Origin of the sequence: Stutzerimonas stutzeri, from assembly GCF_000219605.1 — a bacterium.
Lineage (GTDB): Bacteria > Pseudomonadota > Gammaproteobacteria > Pseudomonadales > Pseudomonadaceae > Stutzerimonas > Stutzerimonas stutzeri.
Genome location: NC_015740.1, coordinates 3068282 through 3093448, shown reverse-complemented (window position 1 = coordinate 3093448; position 25167 = coordinate 3068282). Strand labels below are relative to the sequence as shown.

The window sequence follows — 25167 nt, the reverse complement described above, 5'->3', positions numbered from 1 at the left end:
TCAGCGCGCCGCGGGCTCGGTGCCCGGTCGGCCCGCCACCTCGATATCGAAGGCGATGCTCCAGTTCTGCAACGGGTAGGGCTGGTGCACCAGGGCCTTGATGTTCGCTTCGGCGGGCATCAGGTCCTTGAGGTACTCGTAGGTCGCATCGGCACGCATGGGATCGCTGTCGCGTAGCTGGCCGGCGCCGCCCACCTGGTAGCCGGCATAGCTGACGCGTGGCTGGCCGCTGAGTTCGCGATCGGCGCGCAGGCGGACAATGGTGTCAGCGACGATCTCCACGGCAGTGATGGGCACCTCGCCCTGGTCGTCCTGCAGCATGAAGCCCTTGTTCTTCACGTCGCGGGCCTCGTGGCCGATGTAAGGCTGGTCGAACGCCAGCGGCGGGTGCGGCACGTGGAAGTCGATCAGTACGTCGCGGCCGTCCAGTGTGGCCTGACGGGGCGACAGGGGCATCCATTCCTTACGCTCGATGACGACGTGGTGATAGACCTTGCCGAGCATCTGGCCGAACCAGCGGTAACCGTTGGCCGACAGGTGCACGCCCTTGTCGGTGTAGGGGTAGACCGGCCCGACCAGGTACCAGCCGGGCGCTTCCTGAGCCAGCTCCCATTGCGCCATGCCGACCGCGAGCGAACCGTCCTTGACCGAGGATTTGGCGTCGGTCTGGTAGCTGAAGAAGGCCGGCATCTTTTCCTGCCCGGCGATGGCCTTGGCGGTGTCGGCATAGAGGTCGTCGCGCAGCTGGCGCAGCTTGGCCTCGTAGTACGCCTGATCGTTCTTGCCGCCATTGGTATGGGAATAGTCGTACTCGCCCTGCAGCCAGAAGAATGCGCTGATGCTGTAACTGGCCTGTTGCGCGTCGGCCAGCGCCTTGGCCTGATCGACGGCCTGGGTCACGCGCAGGTATTCGTTGGTGCCACCGGTTTTCGAAAGCTGGGCAATGGAGCGACCCGAGGTCGAGGCGTTGCTGGCGACGAACAGGTGCTCCGGATCGGTGTCGCGGCCGAGGTGATGCAGATAGAGCCGACGTGCCATGTTCAGCGCGCCGACTTCCACCGATTCGCCTTCCTCCTGCGCCTGCGGCGCGAGCTTGCCGACCTTCTCTGCATCGAGCACCACGGCCGCGTTGCTCTTCTGCTGCACCACGGCACGCAGCGGGGTGAAGGCTGCTTCGCCCACTGGCTTGAACGACGCGCCGCTGAAGGCTGCCGAGCGTGGTGACTGGCCGAGCATCAGGTTGTCGTAGCGTGGCGCGACGGACAGCGCCGGCCAGCCCTCGGCGGCGGAGGCCAGCGACTGCCCGTAGGTGATGATGTGGTTGTACTTGCTCTGCAGCGGCTGGGTCAGCTCGTTGGGCTTGGCCATGAGCTCGGCGGTCACCCGCTTGTTCTCGGCATCTCGCTCGGCGAGCTGACTCTCGGTGACTTCGGCGAAGCAGGGTGCGGTGATGCTCATCAGCGCCGCGGCAATGGCCAGGCGCAGGGCTGTGGAATGGCGGAGGCGTTGGAGCTCGGGCATGGGCGGTTCCGGGGCGGCACTGGATCGTCTGCTGAGGCTGCGTCGGGCGAGCCGTAGCAGGGTGGACGCGCTTTCGACGATGGCAATCGAGGTAAGTTCGTGGCGGTCATGCCGATGCAGGATTGGCTATGCTGTCCGCCATTCCCGGGGCGGCTTCGATGACTCGAACGATGCCGATGCTGGCCGCTGCCCTGGCAGGTCAACCCGTAGCGGAGAAGTGTTCATGAGCCACAAAGCCATATTCGTACAGCCCGGCGGCGGTTATGAGCGGGTCATCGTCGGCACCAGCGAGGCCGCCCGGCCCGAGGCCGGCGAGATCACCGTGCGGCTGCGCGCCAACTCGCTGAACTACCACGACTTCGCGGTGGTGAGCGGCATGTGGGGACCCAGCGAGCCGCGCATTCCCATGGCCGATGGCGCCGGTGAAGTGGTGGCGGTGGGTTCGGGCGTGACTGAATTCGTCGTTGGTGACGCGGTGGTCAGCACCTTCTTCCCCGACTGGCTGGCCGGCGAGCCGCTGGTGGAAGGCTTCGCCACGGTGCCGGGCGACGGTGTCGATGGCTATGCCCGCGAAATGGTCACCGCCCGCGCCACCTCATTCACCCATGCGCCCAAGGGCTACAGCCATGCCGAGGCGTCGACCCTGACCACCGCCGGCCTCACTGCCTGGCGTGCGCTGATGGCCGACGGCAAGCTCAAGCCCGGCGACAGCGTGTTGATCCAGGGTACCGGCGGCGTATCGATCTTCGCCCTGCAGTTCGCCAAGATGGCCGGCGCCACGGTCATCGCCACCTCGTCCAGCGACGCCAAGCTGGAGCGCCTGCGGGAGATGGGCGCCGACCACCTGATCAACTACCGAACGACACCCGCCTGGGGCGAGACGGTGCGCGAGCTGACCGATGGCCGCGGCGTGGACCATGTGATCGAGGTCGGCGGGCCGGCGACGCTGGCGCAGTCGATGGTTGCGGCGCGCATCGGCGGGCATATCTCGGTGATCGGCATTCTTACCGGCATTGCCGGCGAGCTGCAGCTGGTGCCGGCACTGGTGCGTCAGTTGCGCTTGCAGGGCGTGCTGGTGGGCAGCCGCACACAGCAGCAGGAAATGATCCGTGCCATCGATGCCAATGGCATCCGTCCGGTGATCGACAAGCGGTTTGCGCTGGACGAGATCGTCGAGGCGTTCCGTTACCAGGAGAGCAACCAGCACTTCGGCAAGATCTGCCTGGAGTTCTGACGCCGCTGCCGTGCGGCGGCCAAGCGGTACGGCGGCATCACGGTCGTCTATGTTGGATAAGTGCCCGCTCCGAGCGATGTCGGGGCGGCGCGATCACGACAATAAGGATGACTACGATGCGCTTGCTACACATCACCCAGTTCACTCTGGCGGCAATCGTCGCGACGAGCTCCGTGGCCTACGGTGCGCTTCTGGAAGGCGGGGCGGTTGCCGCTCCCGATGAATACAGCGCCAAGGTGGCCGCCCAGGTCCTGAAGAATGGCGGCAACGCGGTGGACGCGGCGGTGGCGACCGCCTTTACCCTGGCCGTCACCTATCCCGAGGCGGGCAATATCGGCGGCGGCGGTTTCATGACTCTGTACATGGACGGCAAGCCGTATTTCCTGGACTACCGGGAAGTCGCGCCGAAGGCCGCCAGCAAGACCATGTTTCTGGATGATCAGGGCGAGGTGATCGAGAACCTCAGCCTGGTGGGCGCCCGGGCAGCCGGCGTGCCTGGCACGGTGTTGGGTATGTGGGAAGCCCACCAGCGCTTCGGCAAGTTGCCCTGGAGTGAACTCATCACCCCGGCAGTCGGTTATGCCCGTGAAGGCTTCACGGTGGCCGACCAGCAGTTCCAGTATCGGGAGGACGCCATCGGCCTGTTCAACGGTACGACCAACTTCGAGGACTACTTCGGCAGCATGCGTCCGGGTGCGACCTTCCGCCAGGCGGAGCTGGCCGAGACGCTGGAACGCATCGCCGACCAGGATCCGGACGACTTCTACAAAGGCAAGACCGCCGCATTGCTGGTCGCGCAGATGGAGCGCGATGGCGGGCTGATCACCCAGCAAGACCTGGCCGACTATCGCGTCAAATGGCGTGAGCCGATGCGCATCGACTGGCGTGGCAACAGCCTGTACACCGCGCCTCTGCCCAGTTCCGGCGGCATCGCCCTGGCCCAGCTGATCGGCATCAAGGAGCGCCGTGCCGCCGACTTCGAGGGTGTCGAGCTGAACTCGGCGCGCTACATCCATCTGCTGGCGGAGATCGAGAAGCGCGTGTTTGCCGATCGCGCGGACTACCTGGGCGATCCGGACTTTTCCGATGTACCGGTAAAGCGGCTGACCTCGCCTGAATACCTCGCGCAGCGCGCCGCCGAGATCAACCCTACGGCCATCTCCGCAACGGAGAAGGTACGACCGGGCCTGGAAAGCCATCAGACCACGCACTTCTCCATCGTCGATGCCGACGGCAACGCGGTGAGCAACACCTACACCCTCAACCTGGACTACGGCAGCGGCGTGGTGGTCAAGGGTGCCGGCTTCTTGCTCAACGACGAAATGGACGACTTCAGTGCCAAGCCAGGTGTGGCCAATGCCTTCGGCGTGGTCGGCAGCGACGCCAACGCCATCGAACCCGGCAAGCGCATGCTGTCGTCCATGAGCCCGAGCATCGTCACCCGCGACGGCAAGGTCAGCCTGGTGCTGGGTACACCCGGCGGCTCGCGCATCTTCACCTCGATCTTCCAGGTGCTGAACAACGTTTACGACTTCGGCCTGCCGCTGGAAAAAGCCGTGGCCGCGCAGCGGGTGCACCACCAGCTGTTGCCCAAGGACACGATCTACTACGACGCCCATGCGCCGCTGACCGGAGAGGTGGCGCAAGCGCTGGAAGCCATGGGCTATACGCTGGAGGATCAGGGCTGGTTGATGGGTGACATCCAGGCGATTCGCGTCGACGGCAGACGTCTGCAGACCGGGTCTGACCCGCGTGGGCGCGGCGTCGGTCTCATCGTCGAGCCGTGAGACCGGGGTGAGCGGGCGGCCATGCCGCCTGCCAACGGCGATGCGTCAGCCGGCCCTGACGCATCCATGGCAATGCCCAGTGGGCGGCGCGTCACTTCATGCGATGGATCGCGCACAGCTTGTTGCCGTCGGGGTCACGCACATAGGCGACGAACATCCGGCCCAGGCTGCCGTCACGCTCGCCCGGCGGGTCCTCGCAGGTACTGCCGCCGTTGGCGAGACCGGCCTCGTGAAACGCCCGGACCTGCTCCGGCGAGCTGCACTTGAAGCCAATGGTGCCGCCGTTGGCCGCGGTGGCTTGTTCGTCGTTGATGGGCTCGGTAATTCCGAACGTGCTGCCGTCGTGGCGATAGAAGTACCGGGTATGCCCGGTCGGGGCCTTGTGCAGCATCGGCTCGCCTGCGCCGAGTACGCCGAGCACGGCATCGTAGAAGCGCTTCGACCGTTCTATGTCATTCGAACCGACCATTACATGATTGAGCATGGGCCCCTCGCTTGGGTTTGACGTGAACTTGCACTGTAGCTGGCTTCGCGCAGGCATGCTGCCCGGTGGCCAGCTGTCACGCATCGGGATCAGCCATGAGGATGGGGCTCGCGGGCCTCATGGGATAACCACCCGGCCTTGCCGGCTGGCCTGCTCGTAGCGCTCGCGGAGCACCTCGGCCAGGCGCTGCTTGGCCTGGTCCTCGCCGTGGATCAGGCGGACCTCGCTCGGCCATTGCTGCATGCGAGTGACGAAGCCCACCAGGTCCGCCTGGTCGGCGTGGGCGGAATAGCCACCGACGCTGTCGATGCCGGCGCGGATGTCGATGCGCTCTGCGTCCAGATCGACGAAGCCGCCGTCCGGCCCGTAGGTCTGTATGTCCCGTCCCGGCGTGCCCTTGCCCTGGTAGCCGACGAACACCACGTTGTGTCGCGGGCCCCCAGCATGGCCTTGAGGTAATTGACGATGCGTCCGCCCGAGCACATGCCGTTGCCGGCGATGACGATGGCCGGGCGTGCGGTCTGTGCGAGGTGTTCGACGATGCGCATGTGTTCGTCATGGCTGTCGACGGTGATGAGCTGCTTGAACGACAGCGGCTTGCGGCCTTCCTCCAGGCGATGACGGGCGTCTTCGTCCCAGTAGCCTTGCAACTCCTTGTAGGTGGCGGTGAAGCGGCTGGCGAGCGGCGAGTCGAGGATGATGGGAAGCTGCGGCCAGTCGATATCGGGGTCGCCATCCCTGGCCTGTTCTGGCGCTTCGACGGGCGTGCCGCTGGCTTCGGCCGCTTCGCGCTTCTCGTGGAGGATTTCCTCCAGCTCGAACAGCAGCTCCTGCGTTCGGCCGATACTGAACGAGGGAATGAGCACCGTGCCCTGGTCGGCCAGAGCCCGCTCGATGGCAGCCTGCAACCGCTCGCGGCGGTGCGCGCGATCCTCGTGGCGGCGGTCGCCATAGGTGCTTTCGAGAATCAGCAGATCGGCGCGCTCGGGCGGTACCAGGTCCGGCAGCAGCGGTGAATGTGGGGCGCCCAGGTCGCCGCTGAATACCACGCGCTGGACGTCGGAGCCCTCGCTGAGCTCCAGCTCGACGTAGGCCGAACCCAGCACATGCCCCGCCGGCTGCAGGCGTACCTTGCACGCGCGGCCGTCGGTTTCGTTGAGGGTGAACCAGTGATCGTAGGGCAGGGCGATGATGCGTTGCTCGACGACCTTGAGGTAGCGCTCCAGTTGGTCCTGGTCACGGCTGATGGAGAGCCGGAAGGCATCCTCCAGTACGATCGGCAGCAGCCGGGCGGACGGTTCGCTGCACAGGATCGGCCCGTCGAAGCCCGCTGCCAGCAGGTTCGGGATACGCCCGACATGGTCGATGTGCACGTGCGTCACGATCAGCGCCTTGACACCCTCGACGGAGAAATCCAGCGCCAGCTCATCTTCGTGCCCCGCTTCGTCGTCGCCCTGAAATTGCCCGCAGTCGATCAGTACGCTGCTGTTTTCGTCCATCCACAATTGATGACACGAGCCGGTCACGCCTTCGCGAGCGCCGTGGTGGATGAGTTTTGGATGCTTCATCGGGTGTCCTTAACGTGGACCGATAGGGCTCGGCAGAAGAGTGCGATGCCAGTGTTCGCTGACGCTAGATTGGGCAATTGGCCGTCGCGCATAGTTTCCGCCGCCTGACGAGCCGGTTCTTGCCGGCCAAGCAAACGCCACGCGGGCATGCTCCCAGACGGCTACGCCGTTTAGAATGCACGGCCCGCTGCCAAGATGCCCGTCCCATGACCACCGCCCCCCTCGCGATCCTCGAACGACACCTGCTCGACGCCCTGGCCGCCGCGCCCGAGGAGACACGGCGGCTGTTTCATGGGCGGGGCCGCTGCTATCCGGGGCTGGAACAGCTGACTGTCGACTGGCTGCAGGGTGTGCTGCTGGTGGCGCTGTTTCGCGACCCCGGTGCGGCGGAGCTGGAGGCGCTGAAGCGGATGCTGCGGGCGTTGGCCGAGTCCTCGGCATGGCAGCAGCGGCAGGTTCAGCACCTCCTGCTGCAGCACCGCTACCTGCCTGAGGCGCCGGCCGAGGCACTGTTCGGCGACGTGCCCGCGGAGTGGCGGATCAGTGAGAACGGCCTGCACTACAAGCTGGATCTGGGCCGCAAGCAGAACAATGGGCTGTTCCTCGACATGCGCCATGGGCGCCGCTGGGTACAGGAGCATGCGCGCGGCAAGCGCGTGCTCAACCTGTTCGCCTACACCTGCGGTTTCTCGGTCGCGGCGATCGCCGGCGGCGCCGAGCATGTGGTCAACCTGGACATGGCCAGCGCGGCGCTGACCCGGGGGCGCGAGAACCACCGCCTGAACGGCCATGAGATCAGTCGGGTCAGCTTTCTCGGCCACGAGCTGTTCAAGTCCTGGGGCAAGGTCCGCAAGCTCGGACCCTACGACCTGATCATCATCGACCCGCCGTCCTTCCAGAAGGGCAGCTTCGCGCTGACCCGCGACTACCAGAAGATCCTGCGCCGCCTGCCTGAGCTGCTGAACCCGGGCGGCCAGGTGCTGGCCTGCGTCAACGACCCGGATACCGGCACCGACTTCCTGATCCAGGGCATGGCCGCTGAAGCGCCGCAGCTGCGTTTTTCCGAACGCCTGGAAAACCCGCCGGAGTTTCCGGACATCAGTCCGGAGAGCGGGCTCAAGGCGTTGTTGTTCGTGGCGCGGGACTAGGGCTCAGGCCCGTTCAGCGCTCGGCAACTTCCGCACAGCTGGGCTCGATGGTGAAGGTGCGTGCCGAGTCCACCGGCCCGAGCTTTTCCAGCGTGCGCCGGCCCAGCAGCACCGGGTAGTTCATCTCGTCGCGGTCTCTCAGGGAGAACTCCTCCTCGAGCAGACGATCACCGACGCAGACCTTCATCAGCACCACCGGCCGATCTTCCTTGCCGCCGGCGCCGCGCACGGTCAGCTCGCGCTGCAGCTTGCGCTCGATGCGCGACTTGACCAGCTTGTCCTGCTCCACGTCCTTGAGGTCCAGATCGAAGCGGACCCACTTGTCGCCGTCCTTTTCGAAGTAGTCGAGGTCTTCGGCATGCATGGACGAGGTCAGGGCGCCGGTGTCCAGCTTGAATTTAACCGTGACGTGCTCGGGCAGTATCTGGCCGCGCTCCACCCAGCCCAGCGGGGTGCCGTCGGCAGCAAGACAGGAGAAGGACGCGAGCGAGAAAAGCAGGGCAGCGGGTACGGCGAGCAGACGGGAAGCCATCAAGAACGCTCCTGAGCAGTGGGTTCGCTCAATAGAGCGGCATCCAGGGCGGAACGTTCAGCGCTGCTGCGGCGCTGTGCGGGACGAGGAGGTCGCCTGCGCCGCTTCGCGGATGGCGATTTCCTCGCTCAGTGCGCGGACAAAGGCGTCCACCGCGACCGGCAGGTAACGCGAACTGCGCACGTATACGCCGAGGTCGCTGAACACCGAGCCGCCGTCGTTCAGCGGAACGTGCACCAGGGTGCCGTAGGCCAGCTCGGCCTCGATGCCGATGCGTGTCTGGAAGGCGACGCCGGCGCCGCGCTTGGCCATCTGCAGGGCCAGCTCCACCGAACTGGTTTCCAGCGGCGCCTTGTGCCGCGGGCGAGTGCGTGCGAGCAGCGGCGCCAGCAGGTGATGGATGGAAAGGTCGCTCTTGGCCAGGATCAGCGGGTACTCGGCGCAGGTGGCGAAGCTGACGTCCCGGCGTTCGGCCAGTGGATGCCCCGGCGCGACGATGGCGCCCAGGCGGAAATGACCGACGCCCAGCTGCTGCAGGTCGGCGGTACGCGGCAGGGCGAAGGCCAGACCGATATCCGCCTGGCCGCTGGTCACCGCGTCGGGAATGGCCTGCGAGCCGAGGCTGGTTACGCCGACCGTGACGCGCGGATAACGCTCACGCAGCTGTTCCAGCACGCCGGGCAGCAGATCGGTGGTGACGCCGGATACCGTGGCGATCTCCACGTGGCCGGTGCGCAGGCCCTGTAGCGCGTCCAGTTCGGAGCGCACACGCTCGGTGTCCTGCAGTACGACGATGACGTGGCGGGCGAAGATCTCGCCAGCGGCGGTCAGGCGCAGGCCACCGGGCAGTCGCTCGAACAGCGGCGTGCCGACCTCGTCTTCGAGCTTGAGAATCTGCCGATTGACCGCCGAGGAGGCAACGTTGAGCCGGCGCGAGGCTTCGCGGATCGACTGGCAGCGGCGCACCATGTCGAAATAATGGATGGCCGGCGAGTGGATGCGCAGCTTGCGGGCCAAGCCTTCAGCGCTCCGCTGCCGGTGGCTTGAGCCCACAGCCCTTGAGGATGATGGCGATCAGGTTGTCGCTGGCAAGGGCGAAGTCCGCGCGGGTCATCCGCTTGCCGTTGATGCGGCGGATCTGGTCGGAGAAGTCGGCGTAGTGCTGCGTTCCGGCCCAGATCAGGAAGATCAGGTGCATGGGGTCGACCGGGTCCATCTTGCCGGCGGCGATCCAGGCGTCGAATACCGCGGCGCGGCCGCGGAACCAGTTGCGATAGTCCTGGTTGAAGTGCTCGGACAGGCATTCGCAGCCGCTGATGACTTCCATGGCGAAGATCTTCGAGGCTTGCGGATGGCGCCGCGAGAATTCCATCTTGATGCGGATGTACTCGGCCAGGGCGGTGGCCGGGTCGTCGTCCACGGTGAGGTCGTCGAAGGCGGTATCCCAGAGTTCGAGGATGTGCCGCATGACCTCCACGTACAGCCCCAGCTTGCTGTTGAAGTAATAGTGAACGTTGGCCTTGGGCAGCCCGGCGCGGCTGGCGATGGCGTTCATGCTGGTGCCCTTGAAACCGTAGCGGGCGAATTCCTCGGCGGCCGCGGCGAGGATGGTTTCCTCATTCTTCTGGCGAATGCGGCCAGCGGGTTTGCCTTGGGCGGTGTAGAGCGGCTGCGCTGCGTTGTTCTTGTCCATGGTTCCTGTCCGTTGGCGCACTGGCGGTTGGCCTGCGCCCGGGGCGGGACAAGCCGATGCGGAGTTGATGATGGCGTCTTCGGGGTGGTCGTGCGCTGGACGCAGAGCCGGTGCCTGGCCGTCGAGTCGCCGCCGGGTGATGCCGAAGCAGGCCGATTCTGCACGAGATTCACTGATCGTTGCAGTCGTTGTGCTTGCGTGGATGCGGTCGGTGGGCAGGGCGCTGAAAGCGCCGCCCGGTGTACGGGCGGCGAGGGCATCAGAAATGCGCTTTGACGATGGCGCTGAAGGTGTTCTGGTCGGTCGGGCCGACGAAGTTCTTGCTGACGAAGCCACCGTCCTCGATGCCGTATTTGTTAGACCAGTAGTCGTATTCGATACCGACATAGAGTTTGCCTGGCGTGTAGTCCAAGGCCTTGCCCAAGTCGTACTTGATCTGTGGGTTGAAGTGGAAGTTCTTCTTCAGCTCGGTGTTGCTGTTCTTCTTGTCGTTGACGACCCAGTCGATATAGCCGTCGAAGAGAATGTCCGACTTGCCCACCGGGAAGGTCATCGCCCAGGTCGGGGTGATCTGCCATTGGCCGCTCGGCTTGCCGGTGGTGCCGTCGGGCTTGCGGTAGTAGGTGTTCAGCGCGAAGCGATCGAAGCCGGGGATGGCCAGGTCTACCGCCGGGCCGAGCAGGTAATTCTGGTTGGGCGTGCCGTCGTCCTGGCTTTCACCGCGCTCGTAGGTCGCGGAGATCAGCACATCCTTGACCGGCCCGAAGGACAGGTCGGCGCCGCTGATCTTGCCCAGCGAGAGGCGTGGGCTGAACTCGCCGTAGTAGGTGTGGCCATCGCTGCCGGAGATGCCGTTGTACCACTTGTTGTCGACGAACAGGAACATGTCACCCCAGGTCCAGCCGCTGGCATGTTCGAAGGTAATGGTTTGCTGGATTTCCCCAGCATCCACCTTGTAATCCTTGCCATAAAGATAGGTAAGGCTGTTGTTCTGCCAGAGCATGGGGCTGGCCATGGCTTGGCTGCTGAGGATGAACCCGGCCGCGAGGGCTGCGGTGGTCAGGCTGCGCTTCATTGAGTGTGTCTCCGTATTGGCATTTGAGTGAGCTTGTAAGTTGTCCAAGCGGTCAGGCTTTGGTCCCATAGCAAGCGCCGCGCCAATCACGGATTGCGGTTGTAGCGTAAGGTTAACTAGATGATTTGAAAGGCTATTTTGTGGCGATTGAAATCCAGGAAGCGCGCAGCCCGGCTTCCGCGCAGCTGACTGTCGGGCAGGGATGACCTGACCGATGCGTCAGCTTGCTTCAGTTTGGGGCGAGGGCAATGGCGGATCGCCAGGGTTTCGACCGAAACGGTGCAGCCGCACGGCGGTCGGGCGATGAGAAAGGTGGGATGCAGGCGTGCGACTGCCGGCGCGAGGCCGGCAGTCGGTGAGCGCCAACTCAGTGCTGGGTGACCAGCGCGCTGTTGTTGGTGCCGTTCTGGTTGATGTAGGCAGCGTTGCCGTAGCCGGCCTGGCTGACCAGGGCGTCGTTGGCGAAGCCGTGCTGAGTGACCTTGGCCAGATGGTCGTAGCCACTCTGGGTCAGCATCAGCTCGTTCAGGGTGCCTTCCTGACGCACGGTGGCCAGGTTGTCGCCGCCGGTCTGCTCGATGTCGCTGCTGTTGTGCCAGCCATGGCTGACACCGACGATTTCATTGTCGCTGCCGTTCTGCACCGCGTTCAGCTCGTTGCCGACGCCGTCCTGCTGGAAGTGCAGTTCGTTGCCGCGACCCTGCTGATCCACCGAGGCGACGTTGAGCCCGCCGTGCTGGATGGTCTTGGCGGTCTGATTGCGGCCGTGCTGGTTGATGTCGGCCTCGTTGGCTGTGCCGAACTGCTCGGTGGTCGCAGTGTTGTTGCCGCCGAACGGGCTGTTGCTCTGTGTGATGCGCGAATCGTTGCCGTTGCCGTACTGCAGCGCAAAGGCGTTCTGCGCATTGCCGCTCTGGTCGATGTCCACCCGGTTGTTGTTGCCATCCGACAGCATGTAGGCCTCGTGCTGGTGGCCGGTCTGGGAAACCATGGCGTCGTTGCGCCAGCCGACCTGCTCGACTTCCGCGATGGAGCCGAGGCTGGCGACCTGAGTGACATGCGCATCGTTGTCGGTGCCTCGCTGGTCGACAAGGGCGCGGTCGCCCCAGCTGGCGGTCTGGGTGATGCTGGCATTGTTCAGTTCGCCGTCCTGTACCAGCTTGCCTTGGCTATTGATCGCGGCGCTCTGGGTGATCAGACCATAGTTGTGCTTACCGGTCTGCTCGGTGGTGGCGCTGCTGGTCGTGGTGCCGGTCTGGAAGGTTTCGGCAACGTTGTGAATACCGTTCTGGTTCTGCGTGGCGCTGGTCTTGTAGGTACCGGTCTGTTCGACCGTTGCGTCATTGCCCCAGCCGCGCTGGTTCTGCGTAGCGGCGGTCAGCGCGGTGGCGCTCTGCTGGGCATCGGCGACGTTGTAGTTGCCAGCCTGGGACTGCGTTGCGGTCGTCTCCCGCGAGTGGCTCTGCTCGACCGTCGCCTGGTTGCCGAAGCCGCTCTGGCCCTGCTTGGCCAGGTTGCCCGAACCGCCGCTTTGCAGCACTTGCGCGACATTGTTGATGCCCAGCTGGTCCTGCTCGGAGGTGTTGTTGGCCGCGAAAGCCTGGGCAGTGGCGACAGTCAGGATGGCTGCTACAAGAGGTTTGAACTTAAACATTTTTGTCACTCCATGGATGTTTTAAGTACAGCGGTATTTCCCTGGGATTAGCGGTACTGGCGAACCACTACCGTCAGACCGCGGCCGCTCTGGCTGACATTGCTGCTGTGCCCGCTGCCGGTCTGTTCGATGAGGGCGCGATTGCTCGAGCCCTGCTGTGCGATGGCGGCACGGTTGTCCGCGCCGGTCTGTTCGATCTGGGCCTCGTTGCCGAAGCCGTCCTGGCTGATCAGCGCCGCGTTGCCCTGGCCGATCTGTTCGATCGAGGCGCTGTTGGCGTAGCCGTTCTGAAAGATGTAGGCCTCCAGCTCCGCGCCGCTCTGGGCGATGCGTCCGGTCATGCCTTGCCCGGCCTGCTGAACGACCGCGAGCGCACCCTGCGCGCCGCTGGCAGCCTGACCGAAAGCGGATGAGCGAATGGCGGAAGGAACGAGTTCATTCGGGGCCAGATCGCCCGGAATGGCGACCTCGGCATGGCCGTAAGGGGCCAGCAGGAGAATCATGGGCAACAGCAGGTCATGCGCAATCCGTTGCGAGCGTTTCATGGGCGTCCTGTCCTGATCGAGCTCAGATACCGACATGTTTGCCTCGATTCAGTGCAGAAAACATCCATCCAACGATTGAAAGTGATGTCTGTTGGTGCGCAAGAGATGTTTACGTGGACGCGAAAAAACACCGCGGCGGCAGCGCGCGGTGTCGGTTGCATGATCGGGGCTGTCGTCAGGGCCGCTGGCGACGGAGCACCGGCCGGTGTGTGTCAGTTCAGCTTGCTCAGGTACTTGCTCAGCGCAGGGTGCTCGCTGCCGTTGCCTTCGGCGGTCTGCCAGAGACGGCGTTCGACGCCCTGAGCGATCAGGTGGGCGACGGCAGCCTCGATGGCGGAGAGCACGCACAGCTGCGCGGGCTCGTTGGTGGTGTAGCCTGCCTCGGCTTCCAGCAGTTCCTTGAACTCGATGAACTTGTAGACGTTGGCGCTGCGGCCGATGGAGAAGATCGTCTTGGTGGTCATCACGTTGGACAGCACTCGACCGCTGCGCACATCGATGGCCCGCAGGTTCACCGTCACCTGGTCGACGCGATACTCCTGCGAGACGCCGATGCCCAGGTAGCGTGCGCCCTGGCCGCCGCTGCGCACGTTGGTTTCGTAGGCGACGATGGCGCCCTCCATGATGATGTTCGCTGCCAGCAGCGAGGGCAGTTCGGACTGGATATTGGGCGCGACATCCGGCTTGGCCTGGGAGGCACGAATGATCTTGCGCTCGGTCAGCACGTTCTGCAGGCCTTCGCGCTCGAGCACCACGAACCAGCCGCTGGCCTGCATGGCATCGACCAGCATGCTGGCCGCGCCCTGGGTCACCGCGGTGGAGAAGGAGCTGGCAGGGGTCGGTTTGTACTGCCCGGTCTGGTCGCGAAAACCGTACACCGCAGCCACCAGCGGGCCTTTCGGACGGGGCAGCGCCAGCAGATCCTGGTAGGTAGAGGTGCGTGGGGTCAGCGTGGGCGGATGCTGGTCGGCAGGCAGGGGCTCGCGAATGCTGCAGCCCTGAAGTAACGCCATCATCCCTATGGCTACGAATAGGCTTCTCATGGCCTTTGTTTCTCCTTGGGGTCAGTTCTGCCCGACGATGATTTCGGACATTTCTCCGGTGAGGCGGTCGGTGATTTCCACGATGAGCATGCCGGCGTCGCCGTTGTAGACGCGCACGATGAAATCGTCGGTGGTCACGGTGCCGGTCTTGCCGCTGCTCACGCCACTGAGCAGGTCGCCCAGCAGGCGCGACTCCAGCTGGCTGGTGAAGCGATCCAGCGCGGACTGGTTACCGAACAGCGAGGAACGATCCAGCGCATCCGGATCCTTCTTGTTGTTCTGCGCCTGGGCATTGCCCAGCAGCCAGGCACCGTTGAGCGGGCTGCCACCGAAGGAGGGATTGACCGGGGTATAGACCAGCTCGGTGGCGCTGGCGCCGGCACTGAGCAGCAGGCCGCCGAGCAGCATGCCGAGGGGCTTGTGGGTGTGCGGTTTCATAATTCGTCCTTGGCCATGTCAATGTTGTCTTCGAACAGCGCTTCGATCTTTCGCCGATTGATTTCCTCAACCACGAAGTCGGCCGCCTCATAGGCCGGCTCCTTCATGTCCGCCACGTTGGGCTGCAGAAAGCGTCGGTACAGCGTCTGGTTCTCGTGCTCGACCCAGACCAGAACGCCCCAGCGGGCCGAGGGCCTCTCCTTGATGGCAAGGTTGAAGTCCAGGCCGCTGATGTCGTTCAGGCGCTCGCAGAAGCGCAGGTAGAACTCGTGACCGGAGCGGGAAATCGTGTTGTTGGTGATGAAACCCTGCAGCTCGGCTTCGTCTGCCTGGGCCGTCAGGCCCACCAGCAGCAGAAGCAGAGCGCCGGTGCGTTTCACGACACCGCCTCGCTGACGTGGGCGAGTACCAGCGAGGCGCCCTGGGCACGGTTGCTCGCGCCCAGTTTGCGCAGAGCGTTGTGCACATGGCTCTTGATGGTATGGATGCTCAGGTGCAGCTTCTCGCCGATCTCCGCATTGGAAAGACCCTGACCGGCGAGGGCGAGAATCTGCTTCTCCCGCAGCGTCAGTTCGTCGATCACTTGATTGGCGCTGCTCAGCTGCCGGTAGCGTGACAGCAGTGCCTCCATCAGCTCCCGTGGCAGCCAGTCGCCGCCGGTGAGCAGCGTGCGGATGCCGCGAACGAAGATGGTGCGCGGGGTGGCGCGGTAGAACACGCCACGGATCCAGGGGTGGGTTTCGACCAGCCGGCGCGCCTGGTCCGGCTGCGCATTGACCAGCGCGACCGGCGTGTCGCCGATCTGCCTGAGCAGGTGAACGTTGGTGTCGCGGTCGTAGCTCCCCACGTCGAGCAGCACCAGCGCTGCCTCGACCTCGCCGCGCGGTGCCGAGGCGTGGCTGAGCGTCCAGTCGGGGCAATCGTACAGATGCTGCCGCAGGGTGCTGTTGAGCGAGCTGCTGGCCGAAAGCAGCAGTACACGGGGGGAGTTGGGCTGATAGGCCGGCACGACGTCGTCTTTCATTCGCATGTCCTTTGCTGAATGTTGAAGGGGAGTCCTGGACGCGTGGGCTTAAGCATCCACGCGCAACTGAAAGTAGTTCAGCTTTGCGACAAAAAAAAGTCAAAAGTTGAAATTCGTGTCAGCTTTCCGACGAAGAGAGGCGGGTGATTTTCTACTGGCGCGGCTGCAGTGAAGTTCCTACGCTGATGCGGTTGGCAGATGGAGACCTGCGATGAGCGATCCCTTTTTCTGGATGGTGTTCTTTTCGGCTGCGCTGGCGCTCAACCTGTCGCCCGGCCCGGATCTGCTCTACGTGTTTTCCCGAACGCTCAGCGGCGGCCGGCGCATCGGCATCATTTCCGCGTGCGGCGTTTGCAGCGGGGCGCTGGTGCACGTGGTGTTCGCCGCGCTGGGTATTTCGGCGATCCTGGCAACGTCGGCGCTGGCGTTCACTGTGGTCAAGTACGTCGGTGCGGCCTATCTGCTCTACCTGGGCTTCCAGGCGCTGCGCTCGGCCGGTGCCGGCGGAACGCTGATGCCCAAGGCAGTGCCGCAGGCGTCGGCCTGGAAGGCCTATCGACAGGGCGTTCTGGTCGACCTGCTGAACCCCAAGGCGGCGATCTTCTTCATGGCCTTCCTGCCGCAGTTCGTGCGCCCCGAGCACGGCGCCGTACCGCTGCAGCTGCTGGTGCTGGGCGTGCTGGTCGTGGTGGTGGCGATCGTCGTCGAATGTGCGCTGGTGCTGCTGGCCGCGCGGGCGACCACGGCGCTGCGCAGCAATCCCGCGGTGAGCCAATGGCTCGACCGCGCGCTGGGCTCGATCCTCATCGGCCTGGGGATACGTCTGGGCCTGAGCGAGCGCATCTGAGGGAATTGCACGGCCCGGTACGGTTCTCAACAGGGGAAGGTTGCCGATCGGCAATCCACGACGGGAGCTGCGTATGTCAAATCAGAGCAAGCACACCTGCGCGACGCTGATCCCCTGCCTGCGCTATCGCGATGTCGCCGCCGCCATCGATTGGCTGGGCCAGGCCTTCGGCTTCGAATGCCAACGCCAGTATCGCGATGAGCAGGTGGGCATCACCCACGCGCAGCTGGCCTTCGGCAACGGCATGGTGATGGTGGCACCGGTGATCGATTCCGAATATGGACGGCTGCTGCGGCAACCGGACGAGATAGGCGGTGCTGCTACCCAGGGCCTCTATGTGATCGTCAACAGCGCCGATGCGCTTTATGCCCAGGCCAAGGCCGCTGGCGCGGAAATCGTCATCGAGCTCAAGGACGAGGATTACGGCGGTCGCGGTTTCAGCTGCCGCGACCCGGAAGGGCATCTGTGGAGCTTCGGCACCTACGACCCCTGGGCGGACGAAGCGGCCGGCACTGTGGCGCAGGCCTGAAGCCGAACGGCCGCCGCGCCGACCATCGGTGGGAATGATCGTCCCGCCGCGGTTGTCAGCTTAGCTACAGACGACTGCGGAGGGAGGAACGACGATGGCCCATGCAAATCTCCACGGCGCCCTGGTGGTGCTGACCGGCGCCTCCAGTGGCATCGGTCGCGCCGCGGCCCAGGCGTTCGCACGGCAGGGCGCGCGCCTGGTGCTGGCGGCGCGTGATGCCGAAGCTCTGGCGGAAACCGCCGACGAGTGCCGCGCGCTCGGTGGCGAAGTGCTGGTGGTGCCCACCGACGTCACCCATAGCGATGAGGTGGAAGCCCTGGCCAGCGCGGCGGCGGAGTTCGGACAAGGGCGCATCGACGTCTGGATCAACAACGCCGGCATCGGTGCGGTCGGTGCCTTCGATGAGACGCCGCTCGATGCCCACGAGCAGGTGGTGCAGACCGATCTGCTCGGCTACCTGCGCGGTGCCCATGCGGTTCTGCCGTATTTCAAACAGCAGCAGCGCGGCGTGCTGATCAATACGCTGTCGGTGGGCAGCTGGGTCGCGCAGCCGTTCGCGGCGGCCTATTCGGCGAGCAAGTTCGGCCTGCGCGGGCTGTCCCAGGCGCTGCGCGGCGAGCTGGGGCCCTGGCCGGGCGTGCACATCTGCGATGTCTATCCTGGCATCGTCGACACGCCCGGTTTCCGCGACGGCGGTAACTATGCCGGGCGCTCGTTGCAGCCACCGCCACCCCTGATCGACCCGCGTCAGGTGGCCAATGCCATGGTCAGCCTGGCATTGCATCCGCGGCACACCACCTCGGTCGGCGCCACCGCGACCCTGCTGCGTCTGGCGAACTTCCTTACACCGGGCTTTGATCGGCTCAACGGCCTGATCACCGGCTTCGCCCTGGGCCGGGCACAGCGTGTGCCGACGTCGTCGGGCAATCTGTTCCACCCGCCGCTGGGGCAGCGGCGCATCGACGGTGGCTGGCGTTCGGCGGTCGATGGCGATAAGCACTGGCTACTGATCGGTGGTATCGCGGCGGCGGCCGTGGGTGTCTGCCTGTGCCTGACGCGGCGGCGCTGAACGCCCGGGTCAGCGACCCTTGGGCGCGGCGCTGACACCTTCAAGGGTGGCAAAGGAGGTGTCTTTGGCCGTCAGCAGGAAGTCGCGCATGAACGGCGAATCGAGCATGTCTGCGCGAATGCCGGCATAAAGCGTGGCGAACAGGCCCTTGTCGCCGAGACGCTTGGCGGTGACGTAGCCGCGCGAGCTGTACTCGTGCAGGGCCCAGTTGGGCAGACAGCAGACCCCGCGCCCCGATGCGACCAGCTGCATCATCATCACGGTGAGCTCCGAGGTGCGCACCTGCGCGGGTTCGATATCGGCCGGTTCGAGGAAGCGGGTGAAGATATCCAGACGATCCCGCTCGACCGGATAGGTGATCAGCGTCTCGCTGGCCAGATCCTCTGGCCGTACGTACGGCCGCGCGGCCAACGGGTGCTGGTTGGCCACCGCGAGCAGCGCCTCGTAGGTGAACAATGGCACATAGGTGATGCCCGGCAGCTCCAGCGGGTCGGAGGTCACCACCAGGTCGAGATCGCCGCGGGCCAGGGCTGGCAGCGGCGCGAAGGAAAATCCGGACGCCAGGTCCAGCTCCACTTCGGGCCAGGCGTCGCGGAACTGGTCGATGGTCGGCATCAGCCACTGGAAACAGCTGTGACATTCGATGGCCATGTGCAGGCGGCCGGCCGTGCCTCCGGCGAGGCGGGCGAGGTCGCGTTCGGCACTGCGCAGTTGCGGCAGCATCAGGTCGGCCAGTTGCAGCAAGCGCAACCCGGCGCTGGTGAAGCGCACCGGGCGGGTCTTGCGCACAAACAACTGAAGGCCGAGGCGCTCCTCCAGCTCCTTGAACTGATGGGAGAGCGCCGACTGGGTCAGGTGCAGGCGCTCGGCGGCTTCGACGAGACTGTCGGTTTCCCGCAGTGCATGAAGCGTCTTCAGGTGGCGAATTTCCAGCATGCCGAACTACCTTGCGAAGCGGGATCGGCACCGCGCTGAGCGACAGGCGAGCGAATCCCAGAAAGAGGGTGAAGATGAGCGAGGCTCATCCTTCGCAAGTGTGTCGCAGCGCCCCCATGCTGTCGAGAGGCCGCTATCGGGCGTCACGACCGGCTCACAGCCAGAGCCGGGACACCATGAAGGCCAGACCGAAGAAGAACAGCAGGGCGGCGATGACCATGGCGCCGTCGCGCGCCATCATGCCCAGGCCCAGCACGCTGAGCCCGGCGCCGGCGATGGAATTGCCGAACGGGATCAGCTCCAGCGGCGGCATGGTGGCGGCGATCGCCAGGCAGAGCACGGCGTTCAGCCGCGTCGCGATGCCGCTGGTGAGGAAGGTCAGCCGGCGCCGCACCAGGCGGTCGATGTATCCCGAGATGTGTTGGAGAAAGCCGATGGCCTTGTCGTACTTGCTGCGCGAGGCGCTGCGCTTGAGCAGCCACCTGGGAAGCCAGAAGCGCTCGCGGCCGAACAGCAGTTGCACGGCGATCAGCGACACCATTACAGCAAAAACGCTGGGCAGCCCCGGAATGCCCGATAGCGGCGACAGCACCAGCAGACCCGGCACCAGCAACAGCGCACCGAAGCTGCGCTCGTCGGTCGCCTGCAGCATGCACTCGATGCTTACCGGCTCACCCGGCTCCCCGGCCTGCTCGAGGCGCTCCAGCAAGCGTTCGAGGTTCTGCGGTGGTGTTTCGGAATTCATGAGGGCGCCTTCAGGTTGGGTTCTGGTTTAGAGCCCCGGGTGCGCCAAATGCTCCAACATGAATATTTCTTACTTTGAAATGAAATTACGTGAGTTTGTTTCATTGGATTGGTCCGCGGACAATCCTCGCATTCATGCAGAACGACATTTCGGAGTGAGTAATGGCTGTAGCGCATAACCTTGGCTTTCCACGCATCGGTGCGGATCGCGAACTGAAAAAGGCCCTCGAGGCGTACTGGAAAGGCGAGCTGGACGAGCAGGGCCTGCGTCAGGTCGGTCGCCAGCTGCGGGCGCGCCATTGGCAGGCTCAGCTCGACGCCGGCATCGAGTTGCTGCCGGTGGGCGACTTCGCCTGGTACGACCAGGTGCTGAGTCATTCCTTGATGTTCGGCGTCATCCCGCAGCGATTCCGTCCGGCCGAAGGCCAGGCGACGCTGGACACCTTGTTCGCCATGGCGCGCGGCGTGGCCAGGAGTTGCTGCGGTGGTGCCCAGGCTCAGGAAATGACCAAGTGGTTCGATACCAACTACCACTATCTGGTCCCGGAGTTCAGCGTCGACCAGCAGTTCCAGCTGTCCTGGACGCAGCTCTTCGAAGAGGTCGAAGAGGCCAAGGCGCTGGGGCATACCATCAAGCCAGTGCTGATCGGCCCGCTGAGCTATCTCTGGCTCGGCAAGCTCAAGGGCGAGGCGGATCAGACCCAGGCCTTCGACAAGCTGGAGTTGCTGGACCGGCTGCTGCCGGTTTACGGCGAGGTGCTGGACCGACTGGCGGCGCAGGGAGTCGAGTGGGTACAGATCGACGAGCCGATTCTGGCGCTGGATCTGCCGCAGGACTGGAAAAATGCGTTCGAGCGCGCCTACAACCTGTTGCAGCGGGCGCCGCTGAAGAAGCTGGTCGCTACCTACTTCGGCGGCCTGGAAGACAATCTCGGTCTGGCTGCAACCCTGCCGGTGGACGGCCTGCACATCGACCTGGTGCGCGCCCCGGAGCAGTATCCGGTGATTCTCGATCGCCTGCCGGCCTATAAGGTGCTGTCGCTGGGGCTGGTCAACGGGCGCAACGTCTGGCGCTGTGATCTGGACAAGGCGCTCGAAGTGGCACGGCATGCGGCCGAACGCCTGGGCGAGCGCCTGTGGCTGGCGCCGTCCTGTTCGCTACTGCACAGCCCCGTCGACCTCGAGCGCGAGGACAGGCTGGACGAGGAAGTGAAGAGCTGGCTCGCCTTTGCGGTGCAGAAGTGCTCGGAAGTCGCCACGCTCGCCCGGGCCATCGACGATCCGCAGGACGCCGAGGTGCAGGCTGCGCTCGCCCGCAGCCGCGCGGTCCAGGCGGCCCGCGTGCAGTCGCCGCGCATCCACAAGCCGGCGGTACAGGCACGCCTGGCCGCCATCGAGGCCAAGGACAGTCGGCGCACGTCGGTGTTCGCCACGCGCATCGAGCTGCAGCGCGCGCGGCTGCAGCTGCCGGCATTCCCTACCACGACTATCGGTTCGTTCCCGCAGACGCCGGCGATCCGCCTGGCGCGGCAGGCTTACAAGCAGGGCAGGTTGTCGCTCGGTGACTACACCGAGGCGATGCAGGCCGAAATCCGCCATGCGGTGGCGGTGCAGGAGCAGATCGGCCTGGATGTGCTGGTGCATGGCGAGGCGGAGCGCAACGACATGGTGGAGTACTTCGCCGAACAGCTCGAAGGCTACATCTTTACCCGCTTTGGCTGGGTGCAGAGCTACGGCTCTCGCTGCGTCAAACCGGCGATCATCTATGGCGATCTGAGCCGTCCGCGACCGATGACCGTGGACTGGATCCGGTATGCCCAGCAGCAGACGGACAGGATCATGAAAGGCATGCTCACCGGTCCGGTGACCATGCTGATGTGGTCGTTCGCCCGCGAGGACGTGCCGCGCGAGGTGCAGGCGCGACAGTTGGCGCTGGCCATTCGCGACGAGGTCTGCGACCTGGAGGCAGCCGGCATCCGCATCATCCAGATCGATGAGGCGGCGTTCCGCGAAGGCCTGCCGCTGCGCCGCGAGCAGTGGCGGCACTACCTGGACTGGGCGGTGGAGGCGTTCCGCCTGTGCGCCAGCGGGGTGCGCGACGAGACGCAGATCCACACGCATATGTGCTACAGCGAATTCAACGACGTGATCGAGTCCATCGCGGCGATGGATGCCGACGTCATCACCATCGAGACCTCGCGTTCGCAGATGGAGCTGCTCGAAGCGTTCCGTGCCTTCGACTATCCGAATGACATCGGCCCGGGCGTCTACGACATCCACTCGCCGCGCGTGCCGGATACCGCCGAGATGGTGCAGCTCCTGGAGAAGGCCGCCGAGTGCATTCCGGCCGAACGACTCTGGGTGAACCCGGACTGCGGGCTGAAGACCCGTGGCTGGCCTGAGACCGAGGCGGCGCTGGTGAACATGGTGGCAGCTGCCCGGCAGCTGCGCGCGGCGCGAAGCGCCAAGGTCGCCTGAGCGATGGCGCTGTCCGGGGCTCGTGTCAGCCTTGGGCGGCGTGCTCGAAGGTCGTCAGGCGTTCGGCGGTCCGGCTGTCCATGTACTGCTGCAGACGTGCCGTTTCGGCGGCTTGCAGGAACAGCCCGAGCTTGGTTCGGCGCCAGAGAATGTCGTCAACCGTTAACGCCCATTCCTCGACGATCAGGTAATCCACCTCGCGGGCATACGGCCCGGCGCCGAAGCATTCGCCGAGATCCTGAATGCGCTCGGTGCCCTTTAGCAGCAGCCAGCTGCGCGTGCCGTAAGTGTTCGTCCAGCGGCGGGCGACCGGGCCGGGGAGCCATGGGTAGCTGGCGCAGAGGGCATGGGCCAGAGTGGATGGATCATCGAAGTGTTCGCCGCCGGGCAGCGTTGCTCCGCGGGTCCAGGCGCCTTTCATTTCCGGAAACAGCGGTGCCAGCTGAGCCAGGGCTGCTTCGGCGAGCTTGCGGTAGGTGGTGAGCTTGCCGCCGAACACCGAGAGCAGGGGCGCATCGCTGCCGCCGTTGTTCAGTGTCAGGGTGTAGTCGCGGGTGATGGCCGATGGTTGGTCTGACTCGTCATCGCACAGCGGGCGGACGCCGGAGTAGCTGTGGCGGATGTCTTCACGGGCCAGCTGGTGTGTGAAGTGCGCATTGACGATGTCCAGCAGGTAATTGATCTCGCCGTCGGCGATCTGCACCCGGGTCGGGTCACCGTGATACTCCTGATCGGTGGTGCCGATCAGGCTGAACTGCCCGAGATAGGGAATGACGAAGACGATGCGCCGATCCTCGTTTTGCAGGATATAGGCATGGTCCCCATCGTAGAGCTTCGGCACCACGATGTGGCTGCCCTGAATCAGGCGCATGCCGTGCGGGGAGCGTTGGCGAAGCTGTTCATCGAAGAAGGACGCCACCCAGGGGCCGGTGGCGTTCACCAGGGCGCGCGCCCGGATGGAAAAGCGGCTGCCGTCGTCGCGCTCCAAGTGCAGGTGCCACAGCCCCTTGCTGCTGCGCGCGCTGACGCAACGGGTGCGGGTGTGGATATGCGCGCCCTGCTCACGGGCAGCCATGGCGTTGAGCACCACCAGGCGGGCATCGTCGACCCAGCAGTCGGCGTATTCGAAGCCGTGGCTGATCTCGTGCTTCAGTGGGCTGTCGGCGCCGAAGCGCACGCTATGCGAAGCGCCTAGCTTCTCGCGCTTGCCGAGGTGGTCGTAGAGGAACAGGCCGGTACGGATCATCCAGGACGGGCGCAGGTGCGGTCGGTAGGGCAGCACGAAACGCAGTGGCCGAATGATGTGTGGCGCCTTGGCCAGCAGTACCTCGCGCTCGGCCAGTGCCTCGCGCACCAGACGCAGTTCGTAATGCTCGAGGTAGCGCAACCCGCCATGTATCAGCTTGCTGCTGGCCGACGACGTGTGCTCGGCCAGGTCGCCCTGCTCGCAGAGGAAGACCGTCAGGCCACGACCTGCGGCGTCTGCCGCAATTCCCGCGCCGTTGATGCCGCCGCCCACAACGGCCAGGTCGTAGACTTCCGCGAGCGGTGCAAGAAGAGGATGATTCATGGGCGCTTGTGACTACCGAACGTTGATCAGTTACGTTACCGCCATTCATCAATCATTAGCACTACAAAGCCATGACACCCGCCATCGACCTGTTGAAAAAAGCCCGCGCCGAGCATCGTGTGCACAGTTACGAGCACGACCCGAAGTCCGCCTCCTATGGTCTTGAGGCCGCCGAGAAACTGGGACTCGAGCCCGCGCAGGTGTTCAAGACGCTGCTCGCCTGCACCGAGAAGAACGAGCTGCTGGTGGCCGTGGTGCCGGTGGCCGGCACGTTGGATCTGAAGGCACTGGCCCAGGCGGCCGGGGCGAAGAAGGTGGAAATGGCCGACCCCATGGCCGCGCAGCGGGCCACCGGCTATCAGGTGGGCGGCATCAGCCCGCTGGGGCAGAAGAAGCGCCTGCGCACCTTTATCGACAGCTCCGCACAGGCGCAGCCGAGCATCTACGTCAGCGCTGGCCGTCGCGGGCTGGAAGTGGAGCTGGCACCGGCAGTGCTGGCCGAGCACACGAGCGCAGCGTTCGCCCCCATCGGCCGCGGCTGACGGCGTATCAGGCTTGAGCGGCGGCGATGCGCTGCAGCAGCGCCACTGCCTCGCTCGCACCCATCATGCGCGCCGCCGCCAGAGGCGTGGTGCCTCCGGCATCGGTCGCATGCGGGTCGGCGCCCTGCGCCACCAGCCACTCGACGATCGCGGTGTGATTGAACATGGCGGCCATCATCAGTGCGGTCTTGCCGTCTGCGCAGGGGCTTTCGACATCGGTGCCTCGCTCGACGAGCAGCCTGACCATCGGCAGGTCACCCTTGAACGCGGCGCCCGCCAGCGGCGTATGGCCGCGGCGGTTAGCCAGTTGCGCATCGGCGCCGTGGTCGAGCAGTACGCTGGTGGCGGCGAGGCGGCCATGGTAGCTGGCCAGCATCAGCAGGCTGTCGCCGGCATGATTGCGCAGGTCCGCCGGCATGCCCTGGCTGAGCAGGTGACCGAGCCTGACGCTGTCACCGATGCGTGCGGCATGAAACACATGCTCGGCGAACGCCAGCGTGGCGTCATCCAGTTCTGCGGGTCTTGTGTGCGCTTGCATCGCATTCCTCCAGGCAAGATCGGCGGGCGCCGTGTTGGCAGCCATTGTCTGCACGCCGTCCAGGGCGCTCCAGGCAAGCCTTTCTATGCCTCGGATAGAGACGCTTGATACCGCCGCCCCGTAGGCCGCGGCAGTTGCGCTCTGGGCGGACGCAGGAAGGCGACCTGT

The 25167-nt window shown here is 65.1% G+C and carries 24 protein-coding genes and 1 pseudogene; 8 read left to right on the top strand and 17 right to left on the bottom strand.

Annotation, left to right across the window (positions count from 1 at the left end):
- Positions 1 to 1521: a hypothetical protein gene (locus tag PSTAB_RS14375; protein WP_013983485.1), complete on the bottom strand. Its 1521-nt coding sequence runs from the start codon at positions 1519 to 1521 to the stop codon at positions 1 to 3.
- A gap of 223 nt (positions 1522 to 1744) precedes the next feature.
- Between PSTAB_RS14375 and PSTAB_RS14370 the strand changes: the two genes are divergently transcribed.
- Together PSTAB_RS14370 and ggt are read left to right on the top strand one after the other, a co-directional pair.
- A complete protein-coding gene (locus PSTAB_RS14370; protein ID WP_013983484.1) occupies positions 1745 to 2755 on the top strand; it encodes a zinc-dependent alcohol dehydrogenase family protein in 1011 nt (336 codons plus the stop codon).
- 116 nt (positions 2756 to 2871) lie between these two features.
- Positions 2872 to 4542 (top strand): gamma-glutamyltransferase, encoded by a 1671-nt coding sequence (ggt, locus tag PSTAB_RS14365; RefSeq protein WP_013983483.1) that lies wholly within the window; start codon positions 2872 to 2874, stop codon positions 4540 to 4542.
- Between the two features lie 91 nt (positions 4543 to 4633).
- Here ggt and PSTAB_RS14360 read toward each other — a convergent pair whose 3' ends face one another.
- Positions 4634 to 5026, bottom strand: coding sequence for a VOC family protein (locus tag PSTAB_RS14360; RefSeq protein ID WP_013983482.1), 393 nt, complete (start codon positions 5024 to 5026; stop codon positions 4634 to 4636).
- A gap of 117 nt (positions 5027 to 5143) precedes the next feature.
- Positions 5144 to 6594: pseudogene (locus tag PSTAB_RS14355) on the bottom strand (MBL fold metallo-hydrolase).
- A 206-nt stretch (positions 6595 to 6800) separates the two neighbouring features.
- On the opposite strand from PSTAB_RS14355, the gene PSTAB_RS14350 reads away from it, so the two are divergent.
- A complete protein-coding gene (locus PSTAB_RS14350; RefSeq protein WP_013983481.1) occupies positions 6801 to 7742 on the top strand; it encodes a class I SAM-dependent methyltransferase in 942 nt (313 codons plus the stop codon).
- A 13-nt stretch (positions 7743 to 7755) separates the two neighbouring features.
- Here PSTAB_RS14350 and rloA3 read toward each other — a convergent pair whose 3' ends face one another.
- The 10 genes from rloA3 to PSTAB_RS14300 all read right to left on the bottom strand — a co-directional run bounded on the left by rloA3 (position 7756) and on the right by PSTAB_RS14300 (position 15746).
- Positions 7756 to 8274 (bottom strand): retropepsin-like aspartic peptidase RloA3, encoded by a 519-nt coding sequence (gene rloA3 / locus PSTAB_RS14345; RefSeq protein ID WP_013983480.1) that lies wholly within the window; start codon positions 8272 to 8274, stop codon positions 7756 to 7758.
- A gap of 57 nt (positions 8275 to 8331) precedes the next feature.
- Entirely contained in the window at positions 8332 to 9291 is a 960-nt protein-coding gene (locus tag PSTAB_RS14340) for a LysR family transcriptional regulator (protein ID WP_013983479.1), read from the bottom strand.
- Between the two features lie 4 nt (positions 9292 to 9295).
- Positions 9296 to 9967, bottom strand: coding sequence for a TetR/AcrR family transcriptional regulator (locus PSTAB_RS14335; protein WP_013983478.1), 672 nt, complete (start codon positions 9965 to 9967; stop codon positions 9296 to 9298).
- A 259-nt stretch (positions 9968 to 10226) separates the two neighbouring features.
- Positions 10227 to 11042, bottom strand: a complete 816-nt coding sequence (locus PSTAB_RS14330) for an outer membrane protein OmpK (RefSeq protein WP_013983477.1) — start codon at positions 11040 to 11042, stop codon at positions 10227 to 10229.
- A gap of 367 nt (positions 11043 to 11409) precedes the next feature.
- Positions 11410 to 12696, bottom strand: a complete 1287-nt coding sequence (locus PSTAB_RS14325) for a hypothetical protein (RefSeq protein ID WP_013983476.1) — start codon at positions 12694 to 12696, stop codon at positions 11410 to 11412.
- Positions 12697 to 12743: 47 nt separating this feature from the next.
- Entirely contained in the window at positions 12744 to 13241 is a 498-nt protein-coding gene (locus PSTAB_RS14320; RefSeq protein WP_013983475.1) for a curli production assembly protein CsgB, read from the bottom strand.
- Between the two features lie 212 nt (positions 13242 to 13453).
- Positions 13454 to 14284: a CsgG/HfaB family protein gene (locus tag PSTAB_RS14315; protein ID WP_013983474.1), complete on the bottom strand. Its 831-nt coding sequence runs from the start codon at positions 14282 to 14284 to the stop codon at positions 13454 to 13456.
- Positions 14285 to 14305: 21 nt separating this feature from the next.
- Complete coding sequence (locus PSTAB_RS14310) at positions 14306 to 14722, bottom strand: curli assembly protein CsgF (protein WP_011913961.1); 417 nt, start codon at positions 14720 to 14722, stop codon at positions 14306 to 14308.
- Positions 14719 to 15102 (bottom strand): curli production assembly/transport protein CsgE, encoded by a 384-nt coding sequence (gene csgE, locus PSTAB_RS14305; RefSeq protein WP_013983473.1) that lies wholly within the window; start codon positions 15100 to 15102, stop codon positions 14719 to 14721. The genes PSTAB_RS14310 and csgE overlap by 4 nt, the downstream gene beginning before the upstream one ends.
- Entirely contained in the window at positions 15099 to 15746 is a 648-nt protein-coding gene (locus PSTAB_RS14300) for a helix-turn-helix transcriptional regulator (protein WP_011913959.1), read from the bottom strand. The genes csgE and PSTAB_RS14300 overlap by 4 nt, the downstream gene beginning before the upstream one ends.
- Positions 15747 to 15957: 211 nt before the next feature.
- Between PSTAB_RS14300 and PSTAB_RS14295 the strand changes: the two genes are divergently transcribed.
- The 3 genes from PSTAB_RS14295 to PSTAB_RS14285 all read left to right on the top strand — a co-directional run bounded on the left by PSTAB_RS14295 (position 15958) and on the right by PSTAB_RS14285 (position 18191).
- Positions 15958 to 16593, top strand: a complete 636-nt coding sequence (locus PSTAB_RS14295) for a LysE family translocator (protein ID WP_011913958.1) — start codon at positions 15958 to 15960, stop codon at positions 16591 to 16593.
- A gap of 73 nt (positions 16594 to 16666) precedes the next feature.
- Complete coding sequence (locus PSTAB_RS14290) at positions 16667 to 17122, top strand: VOC family protein (protein WP_013983472.1); 456 nt, start codon at positions 16667 to 16669, stop codon at positions 17120 to 17122.
- A 94-nt stretch (positions 17123 to 17216) separates the two neighbouring features.
- The gene (locus tag PSTAB_RS14285) at positions 17217 to 18191 is read left to right on the top strand and encodes an SDR family oxidoreductase (RefSeq protein ID WP_011913956.1); all 975 of its coding nucleotides are present in this window, start codon (positions 17217 to 17219) and stop codon (positions 18189 to 18191) included.
- 9 nt (positions 18192 to 18200) lie between these two features.
- Here the strand turns inward: PSTAB_RS14285 and metR are convergent, their stop codons facing one another.
- Both metR and PSTAB_RS14275 read right to left on the bottom strand, forming a co-directional pair.
- On the bottom strand, positions 18201 to 19127 hold the full coding sequence (metR, locus tag PSTAB_RS14280) for a transcriptional regulator MetR (RefSeq protein ID WP_011913955.1): 927 nt from the start codon (positions 19125 to 19127) through the stop codon (positions 18201 to 18203).
- A gap of 154 nt (positions 19128 to 19281) precedes the next feature.
- The gene (locus PSTAB_RS14275; protein ID WP_013983471.1) at positions 19282 to 19872 is read right to left on the bottom strand and encodes an exopolysaccharide biosynthesis protein; all 591 of its coding nucleotides are present in this window, start codon (positions 19870 to 19872) and stop codon (positions 19282 to 19284) included.
- 161 nt (positions 19873 to 20033) lie between these two features.
- On the opposite strand from PSTAB_RS14275, the gene metE reads away from it, so the two are divergent.
- The gene (metE, locus tag PSTAB_RS14270) at positions 20034 to 22349 is read left to right on the top strand and encodes a 5-methyltetrahydropteroyltriglutamate--homocysteine S-methyltransferase (RefSeq protein WP_013983470.1); all 2316 of its coding nucleotides are present in this window, start codon (positions 20034 to 20036) and stop codon (positions 22347 to 22349) included.
- 25 nt (positions 22350 to 22374) lie between these two features.
- Here the strand turns inward: metE and glpD are convergent, their stop codons facing one another.
- Positions 22375 to 23919: a glycerol-3-phosphate dehydrogenase gene (gene glpD, locus PSTAB_RS14265; RefSeq protein ID WP_013983469.1), complete on the bottom strand. Its 1545-nt coding sequence runs from the start codon at positions 23917 to 23919 to the stop codon at positions 22375 to 22377.
- Positions 23920 to 23990: 71 nt separating this feature from the next.
- On the opposite strand from glpD, the gene ybaK reads away from it, so the two are divergent.
- A complete protein-coding gene (gene ybaK, locus PSTAB_RS14260; protein WP_013983468.1) occupies positions 23991 to 24461 on the top strand; it encodes a Cys-tRNA(Pro) deacylase in 471 nt (156 codons plus the stop codon).
- A 7-nt stretch (positions 24462 to 24468) separates the two neighbouring features.
- Here the strand turns inward: ybaK and PSTAB_RS14255 are convergent, their stop codons facing one another.
- Positions 24469 to 24999, bottom strand: a complete 531-nt coding sequence (locus PSTAB_RS14255) for an ankyrin repeat domain-containing protein (protein ID WP_013983467.1) — start codon at positions 24997 to 24999, stop codon at positions 24469 to 24471.
- Between the last annotated feature and the right edge of the window lie 168 nt (positions 25000 to 25167).

What these genes read in the sequence shown, in the direction of transcription:
- PSTAB_RS14310 (WP_011913961.1), bottom strand. Translation starts at nt 14,722, where the DNA reads ATGAAACCGCACACCCACAAGCCCCTCGGCATGCTGCTCGGCGGCCTG.
- PSTAB_RS14370 (WP_013983484.1), top strand. Translation starts at nt 1,745, where the DNA reads ATGAGCCACAAAGCCATATTCGTACAGCCCGGCGGCGGTTATGAGCGG.
- PSTAB_RS14255 (WP_013983467.1), bottom strand. Translation starts at nt 24,999, where the DNA reads ATGCAAGCGCACACAAGACCCGCAGAACTGGATGACGCCACGCTGGCG.
- PSTAB_RS14315 (WP_013983474.1), bottom strand. Translation starts at nt 14,284, where the DNA reads ATGAGAAGCCTATTCGTAGCCATAGGGATGATGGCGTTACTTCAGGGC.
- PSTAB_RS14275 (WP_013983471.1), bottom strand. Translation starts at nt 19,872, where the DNA reads ATGAATTCCGAAACACCACCGCAGAACCTCGAACGCTTGCTGGAGCGC.
- ybaK (WP_013983468.1), top strand. Translation starts at nt 23,991, where the DNA reads ATGACACCCGCCATCGACCTGTTGAAAAAAGCCCGCGCCGAGCATCGT.
- PSTAB_RS14320 (WP_013983475.1), bottom strand. Translation starts at nt 13,241, where the DNA reads ATGAAACGCTCGCAACGGATTGCGCATGACCTGCTGTTGCCCATGATT.
- glpD (WP_013983469.1), bottom strand. Translation starts at nt 23,919, where the DNA reads ATGAATCATCCTCTTCTTGCACCGCTCGCGGAAGTCTACGACCTGGCC.
- PSTAB_RS14360 (WP_013983482.1), bottom strand. Translation starts at nt 5,026, where the DNA reads ATGCTCAATCATGTAATGGTCGGTTCGAATGACATAGAACGGTCGAAG.
- PSTAB_RS14350 (WP_013983481.1), top strand. Translation starts at nt 6,801, where the DNA reads ATGACCACCGCCCCCCTCGCGATCCTCGAACGACACCTGCTCGACGCC.
- PSTAB_RS14335 (WP_013983478.1), bottom strand. Translation starts at nt 9,967, where the DNA reads ATGGACAAGAACAACGCAGCGCAGCCGCTCTACACCGCCCAAGGCAAA.
- PSTAB_RS14290 (WP_013983472.1), top strand. Translation starts at nt 16,667, where the DNA reads ATGTCAAATCAGAGCAAGCACACCTGCGCGACGCTGATCCCCTGCCTG.
- PSTAB_RS14375 (WP_013983485.1), bottom strand. Translation starts at nt 1,521, where the DNA reads ATGCCCGAGCTCCAACGCCTCCGCCATTCCACAGCCCTGCGCCTGGCC.
- PSTAB_RS14285 (WP_011913956.1), top strand. Translation starts at nt 17,217, where the DNA reads ATGGCCCATGCAAATCTCCACGGCGCCCTGGTGGTGCTGACCGGCGCC.
- metE (WP_013983470.1), top strand. Translation starts at nt 20,034, where the DNA reads ATGGCTGTAGCGCATAACCTTGGCTTTCCACGCATCGGTGCGGATCGC.
- PSTAB_RS14295 (WP_011913958.1), top strand. Translation starts at nt 15,958, where the DNA reads ATGAGCGATCCCTTTTTCTGGATGGTGTTCTTTTCGGCTGCGCTGGCG.
- PSTAB_RS14325 (WP_013983476.1), bottom strand. Translation starts at nt 12,696, where the DNA reads ATGTTTAAGTTCAAACCTCTTGTAGCAGCCATCCTGACTGTCGCCACT.
- rloA3 (WP_013983480.1), bottom strand. Translation starts at nt 8,274, where the DNA reads ATGGCTTCCCGTCTGCTCGCCGTACCCGCTGCCCTGCTTTTCTCGCTC.
- ggt (WP_013983483.1), top strand. Translation starts at nt 2,872, where the DNA reads ATGCGCTTGCTACACATCACCCAGTTCACTCTGGCGGCAATCGTCGCG.
- PSTAB_RS14330 (WP_013983477.1), bottom strand. Translation starts at nt 11,042, where the DNA reads ATGAAGCGCAGCCTGACCACCGCAGCCCTCGCGGCCGGGTTCATCCTC.
- metR (WP_011913955.1), bottom strand. Translation starts at nt 19,127, where the DNA reads ATGCTGGAAATTCGCCACCTGAAGACGCTTCATGCACTGCGGGAAACC.
- PSTAB_RS14300 (WP_011913959.1), bottom strand. Translation starts at nt 15,746, where the DNA reads ATGAAAGACGACGTCGTGCCGGCCTATCAGCCCAACTCCCCCCGTGTA.